Annotated in this window: 2 protein-coding genes; both read left to right on the top strand. The window is 68.1% G+C overall.

Going from position 1 to position 6,601, the window contains the following annotated elements; translation table 11 throughout:
• Positions 1 to 448: 448 nt before the first annotated feature.
• Positions 449 to 4,738 carry a discoidin domain-containing protein gene (locus ACFYQ6_RS32285; RefSeq protein WP_388766399.1) on the top strand — a complete coding sequence of 1,430 codons (4,290 nt, stop codon included), beginning with the start codon at positions 449 to 451 and terminating at the stop codon, positions 4,736 to 4,738.
• A gap of 425 nt (positions 4,739 to 5,163) precedes the next feature.
• Positions 5,164 to 6,576: an extracellular solute-binding protein gene (locus ACFYQ6_RS32280; RefSeq protein ID WP_388766397.1), complete on the top strand. Its 1,413-nt coding sequence runs from the start codon at positions 5,164 to 5,166 to the stop codon at positions 6,574 to 6,576.
• Positions 6,577 to 6,601 lie beyond the last annotated feature (25 nt).

Genomic DNA, 6,601 nt, shown 5'->3' with positions numbered 1-6,601 from the left:
CGGCGGCGCCCCCCCCCCCCGTCGTGGGGGTGGGGGGGCCGGGTCCCCCCCACCTTCTGCTTACCCCCCCCACCACCTGCCACATTGTGCGCCCGGTCGGCACGGGGGCCCCGCTGGGGGCGGCCCCCGCTTCTCCATGTCATGGAGCAGGCACTTTCCGGGACCTTGCGCGTCCACGCAAATGGCTTGCGTTACCTTCCGGACCCTTGGACACGACTGGTCCTCGTACCAAGAGGCTCCGGTCGACGCACCTTCATGAGTCTGCGACGCCACCACCCGGCGTTCCGGTTTCTGTCCCAACGGTGGACGCTCTCGGTCTTCTCTGCAACTCTCTGACAGCTACGCGCAAAACACCGCTCAGTGAGCGCAGAAAAGGCTGCCACGAGGCGGTGCCACACAGAGCCGCGCCCTTGGCGCGCCCCGCGCCGAGGCCGAAGATCGGGGACATATGAGAGCCCAACGCTGGAGATGGCGGGCCCTTTCCGTCATGGTCACGACCAGTCTTCTGATGATCGGATGGCCGTCGCTCACCGCCACGGCGGCCGCCGGCCCCAACATCGCCGCAGGCCGCGCCGCAGCGGCGAGCAGCGCGGGCAGCGAGTACGTCGCCCGCAACGTGACGGACGGCAACCAGGCGACGTACTGGGAGGGCACGGGCGGCACACTGCCGCAGTGGGTGCAGACCGACCTCGGCTCCGCCGCCCGGGTCGACGAGGTCACCCTGAAACTCCCGGCGGGCTGGGAGAGCAGACAGCAGACCCTCTCGCTCCAGGGCAGTGCGGACGGCACCAGCTTCTCGACACTCAAGACCTCCGCCGCGTACACCTTCAGCCCTGGCGCCTCGAACGAGGTGCGCATCTCCTTCCCGGCCACGCAGACCCGCTTCGTGCGGGTGAACATCACGGCCAACACCGGCTGGCAGAACGCCCAGCTCTCCGAACTGGAGGTCCGTGCGGCCGGAGAGTCGTCGGCGAACCTCGCTGCCGGCAGGACGCTCACCGCGAGCAGCCACACCGAGACGTACGTCGCCGGCAACGGCAACGACGGCAACACCGCGAGCTACTGGGAGAGCAGGAACAACGCGCTTCCGCAGTGGATCCAGGCGGACCTGGGCGCCTCGGTCCGGGTCGACCGCGTGGTGCTGAGGCTGCCCGGCGGTTGGGAGCGGCGGACGCAGACGCTGAAGATCCAAGGCAGCACCAACGGCTCGGACTTCACCGATCTCACCGCACCCGAGGCGTACGCCTTCGACGCCGCGGGGGGTCAGTCGGCGACGATCTCCCTCGACGCGACCACCACCCGCTACGTGCGGGTGCTGGTCACCGCCAACTCCGTCCAGCCCGCGGCCCAGCTCTCCGAGCTGGAGGTCTACGGCCCGACGACCGGTGACACGCAGGCGCCCACCGCCCCCTCGGGCCTGGCCTTCACCGAGCCGTCCACCGGGCAGATCAAGCTGACCTGGAAGGCGTCGTCGGACGACACAGGCGTCACCGGCTACGACATCTACGCCGGCAACACGCTGCTGACCGCCGTGGCGGGTGACGTCACCACGTTCACGGACACCCGTCCGGCGAGCGAGACCGTGAGCTACCACGTCCGGGCCCGGGACGCGGCGGGCAACCAGTCGGGCAACAGCAACACCGTGACCCGCACCGGCGACTCCGGCGACACGCAGGCGCCCACCGCGCCGTCCGACCTCGCCTTCACCGAGCCGTCCACCGGGCAGATCAAGCTGACCTGGAAGGCCTCGTCCGACAACAAGGGCGTCACCGGCTACGACGTCTACGCCGACAACGTGCTCCGCAAGAGCGTGGCAGGCGACGTCACCACCTGGACCGACACCCGGTCCGCGGCGACCACCGTCAGCTACGTGGTGCGGGCCAAGGACGCGGCGGGCAACATATCCGGCGCCAGTAACACCGTGACGCGCAACGGATCCACGAGCGGCGCCTCCAACCTCGCGGTCTCCAAGCCGATCACCGCCTCCTCGGTGGTCCACACCTTCGTCGCGGCCAACGCCAACGACAACTCCCTCACCACCTACTGGGAAGGGGCCGGTGGCAGCTACCCCAACACCCTGACCGTCAAGCTGGGTGCCAACGCCGACACCGAGAGTGTCGTCGTCAAGCTCAACCCCGACAGCAGCTGGGGTGCGCGCACCCAGAACATCCAGGTGCTCGGACGCGAGCAGGACGCCACCTCGTTCACGAGCCTGGCCGCCGCCAAGGACTACGCGTTCAGCCCCGCGAGCGGCAACACGGTGACGATCCCGGTCACCGCCCGGGTGGCCGACGTCCAGCTGAAGTTCGCGTCCAACACGGGATCCGGCGCCGGCCAGGTCGCCGAGTTCCAGGTGCTGGGCGCTCCGGCCCCGAACCCCGACCTCCAGGTCACGGCGGTCGGCGCCACACCCGCCGCCCCCGTGGAGTCGGACGCCATCACCCTCTCGGCCACCGTCCGCAACTCCGGCGCCGTCGCCTCGCCCGCCGGGAAGCTCGACTTCGAGCTCGGCGGCTCCAAGGTGGCCACCGCCTCGGTGGGCGCTCTCGCCGCGGGCGCTTCTGCCCAGGTCACGGCGTCGATCGGGGCCCGCGACGCGGGCAGCTACACGCTGGGCGCGGTCGTCGACCCGGCCGGCGAGATCATCGAGCAGAACGAGACCGACAACCGCTTCACCGCCGGCTCCCCGCTCGTCGTGAAACCGGTCTCCAGCTCGGACCTCGTGGCGGGCGCGGTCTCGACCTCGCCGTCGGCCCCGTCGAACGGTGACACCGTCACCTTCTCGGTCGCGATCAGGAACCAGGGCTCCGTGGCCTCGGCGAGCGGCGGCCACGGCATCACCCTGAGCCTGCTCGACTCCAAGGGCGCCACGGTGAAGACCCTCACCGGGGCGCACAACGGAGCCATCGCCGCCGGTTCGACGACGGCGCCCGTCTCCCTCGGCACCTGGACGGCCGCCGACGGCTCGTACACGGTGAAGGTGGTGCTCGCCGACGACGCCAACGAGCTCCCGGTGAAGCGCGCCAACAACACCAGCACGGAGTCGCTCTTCGTCGGACGCGGCGCCAATATGCCGTACGACACGTACGAGGCGGAGGACGGCGTCACAGGCGGTGGCGCGAAGGTCGTCGGTCCCGGCAGGACCGTCGGCGACGTCGCGGGCGAGGCGTCCGGCCGCAAGGCGGTCACCCTCGACAGCACCGGCAACTACGTGGAGTTCACCACCAGGGCCAGCACCAACACCCTGGTGACCCGGTTCTCCATCCCGGACTCCGCGGGCGGCGGCGGCATCGAGTCGAAGCTGAACATCTATGTCGACGGCACCTTCCTCAAGGCCGTCGACCTCACCTCGAAGTACGCCTGGCTGTACGGGAACGAGACCGGACCCGGCAACGACCCCGGCTCCGGAGCGCCCCGGCACATCTACGACGAGGCGAACGTCATGCTGGGCAGGACCGTCCCGGCGGGCAGCAGGATCCGCCTGCAGAAGGACGCCGCCAACACCAGCACCTACGCGATCGACTTCGTCAGTCTGGAGCAGGTCTCCCAGGTCGCGAACCCGGACCCGGCCACCTACACCGTGCCTGCCGGCTTCACCCACCAGGACGTGCAGAACGCCCTGGACAAGGTCAGGATGGACACCACAGGTGTTCTCAAGGGCGTCTATCTGCCCGCCGGTGACTACTCCACGGCCGGCAAGTTCCAGGTCTACGGCAAGGCCGTGCGGGTCGTCGGCGCCGGGCCCTGGTTCACCCGGTTCCGCGCCCCGTCCACGCAGGACAACACCGACATCGGGTTCCGTGCGGAGGCCAGTGCGAAAGGTTCGTCGTTCTCGAACTTCGCGTACTTCGGCAACTACACGTCCCGTATCGACGGACCGGGCAAGGTGTTCGACTTCTCGAACGTCTCGGACATCGTGATCGACAACATCTGGAACGAGCACATGGTGTGCCTCTACTGGGGCGCCAACACCGACAACGTCACGATCAAGAACTCGCGGATCCGCAACATGTTCGCCGACGGCATCAACATGACCAACGGGTCCACGGACAACCACGTGACCAACAACGAGGCACGGGCGACAGGCGACGACAGTTTCGCGCTGTTCTCGGCGATCGACGCAGGCGGCGCCGACATGAAGAACAACGTCTACGAGAACCTGACGTCCCTCCTCACCTGGCGGGCCGCGGGTATGGCCGTCTACGGCGGTTACGACAACACGTTCCGCAACATCCTCGTCGCGGACACCCTGGTGTACTCCGGGATCACGGTCAGCTCGCTGGACTTCGGCTATCCGATGAACGGCTTCGGTACCGGACCCACGGCGATCGAGAACGTGTCCGTGGTGCGGGCGGGAGGGCACTTCTGGGGGACACAGACCTTCCCCGGGATCTGGCTCTTCTCGGCCTCCAAGGTCTTCCAGGGCATCCGGATCTCGCACGTGGACATCGTCGACCCGACGTACAGCGGGATCATGTTCCAGACCAACTACGTGGGAGGGCAGCCGCAGTTCCCGATCAAGGACACGGTGCTCACCGACATCTCGGTCTCCGGGGCGCGCAAGAGCGGTGACGCCTTCGACGCCAAGTCCGGTTTCGGGCTGTGGGCCAACGAGATGCCGGAGGCGGGGCAGGGCCCTGCCGTCGGTGAGGTCACGTTCAACGGGCTGAAGCTCAGCGGCAACGCCCAGGACGTCCGGAACACCACCTCCACGTTCAAGATCAACATCAACCCGTAGGGCATCGCCTCACCCGTACGAGCCGTGGCCCCGCTCCGGAACCGACCGGAGCGGGGCCACGGTGCGCCCTGCGGGCCCGTCCGTCGACGCGGGCAGGGTTCGTGTGGCCTTTGCGGCGGGAAGTCCGTCTCTTGCGGTCAACGACACCTGGTGGATGGCTTCCGGCCGCCTCGTCGGCGGCCCGGTCCCGGGCGTCAGGTCGCGTCCGGTGTGCACGTCGGACCCGCATCAGGACTGCCCGAAGGGTGTGTTGTCGTAGGGCGGTGACGTCTCTGCCCGGCATGTGCGCACATGCGGAGTGCTGTCAAGCATTTACGAAAACTGCGCGAGATATTGCGTTCAGATGTTGGCGATGGTTGAGTGTGCCGCGCCCCGGCAGAGAGTCGGCCGAGGTCTTCCGTGCTCATGCCCGAAGGGGATCACCGATGAGAAGTGCTGGGTTCCGTCGTACCCGCCGTGCCTCCGCCGTCGCTGTCGTCACCGCGCTCGCCCTGACCGCCCTCGCCTCCTGCGGCACGAGCAGCAGCGGCGGAGGGGAGGACAACTCCGGTGGAGGCTCGTCCGATCCGTCGGCGCCGCTCGACCCGAAGGCCAAGGTGACGCTGACGATCGACTGCATGCCGTCGGCCGCGAAGGCCGCGGAACTGCGCGAGTGGAACGAGGACGTCAAGACGTTCAACAAGAAGTACCCGAACGTCAAGATCGACGGGAAGTCGACGCCGGGCCAGTGTCTGGAGCCCCCGCGCTTCACGGCGATGCTCAAGGGCAAGTCCCAGCCGGACGTGTTCTACGCGTACTTCACCGACCTCCAGCAGGTGCTGGACAACGACGGCGCCGAGGACATCTCCGCCTACGTCGACGAGACGTCCGTGCCCGCGCTGAAGGACATCCAGCCCCAGGTCCTCGACGTCGCCCGCAAGGACGGCAAGCTCTACGCGCTTCCGACCAGCAACTACACCATGGGCCTCATGATCAACCGGAAGCTCTTCACCCAGGCGGGTCTGGACCCCGACACCCCGCCGGCGACCTGGGAGGAGGTCCGCGCGGCGAGCAAGAAGATCGCGGCACTCGGCAAGGGGATCGCGGGCTTCGGCGAGTACAGCGCGGGCAACAACGGCGGCTGGCACTTCACCGCCACGCAGTACGGTCTGGGCGGCGACGTCGTCGACGCGAGCGGCAAGAAGGCCGCCTTCGACGACGACAAGGGTAAGCAGGTCCTCCAGCAGCTGTACGACATGCGCTGGGAGGACGACAGCATGGGGAAGACCCAGCTGCTGAAGTGGGGCGACCTCCAGAAGCAGATCGCCACCGACAAGCTCGGCATGTTCCTCGCCGCACCCGACGACATCACCTACATGGTGCAGCAGCTCGGCGCGAAGTACGAGAACTTCGGGATGGGGCCGATCCCCGGGGGCGAGGCCACCCTGTTCGGCGGCAACAACTACATGATCAAGAAGGGCAGTTCGCCCGACAAGATCAAGGCGGCCGTCGCCTGGCTGAACTTCCAGAACCTCACCCCGAAGAAGGGGCAGTTCGACTGGGGCCGCCGGAAGGCCGACAACCTCCCCGTCGGGCTGCCGCAGCCCAACTTCTTCCTCGGCGCGAGCAAGGCCGTGGACCAGGCGGAGCGGGTCGCCAACGCCACGATGCCGGTCGAGAACTTCAAGGCGTTCATGGACAACCCCGTGCAGGGCAAGGCCGAGCCGCCGAAGGCCCAGGAGATCTACAAGATCCTCGACAACGCGATGTCCGCGGTCCTCACCAACAAGGACGCCGACATCGACAAGCTGCTCGACACCGCCGCGCGGCAGGTCGACCAGGTACTGGCCAACCAGTGACGCGCGCGGGGGCCGGGTCGCGCGG

The organism is Streptomyces sp. NPDC005494, from assembly GCF_042872025.1.
Lineage (GTDB): Bacteria > Actinomycetota > Actinomycetes > Streptomycetales > Streptomycetaceae > Streptomyces.
This window is presented reverse-complemented; position numbering and strand designations above follow the sequence as displayed.

Excerpts from the sequence above, each read along its gene's own strand:
- ACFYQ6_RS32285 (WP_388766399.1), top strand. The coding sequence starts at position 449 with ATGAGAGCCCAACGCTGGAGATGGCGGGCCCTTTCCGTCATGGTCACG.
- ACFYQ6_RS32280 (WP_388766397.1), top strand. The coding sequence starts at position 5,164 with ATGAGAAGTGCTGGGTTCCGTCGTACCCGCCGTGCCTCCGCCGTCGCT.